The 223-nt window shown below is 65.0% G+C and carries 1 pseudogene; it reads left to right on the top strand.

The annotated features are described in order from the left end of the window. A pseudogene (locus KJQ96_RS39730) lies at positions 1-223 on the top strand (metal-dependent hydrolase); the annotation flags it as partial.

Here is a 223-nt window from a genome sequence, read left to right on the forward strand (position 1 = left end):
CGGCCAGGCAGCTTTTGTCGGCGTCGCCGCTTATTCGACAGCGTGGGTCACCGCGCTGAACGGCTATTCGCCATGGCTCGGACTGGTGCTCGCCGTCATCCTGACCTGCAGCATCGCGGCGATCCTGGGTTTCGTGACGCTGCGCCTGGGCGGACATTTCCTGTCGCTGAGCACGGTCGCCTGGGGACTGGCGATCGCATTCCTGTTCGGCAACATCCAGGGG

The organism is Bradyrhizobium sp. sGM-13, from assembly GCF_018398875.1.
Taxonomy (GTDB): Bacteria; Pseudomonadota; Alphaproteobacteria; order Rhizobiales; family Xanthobacteraceae; genus Bradyrhizobium.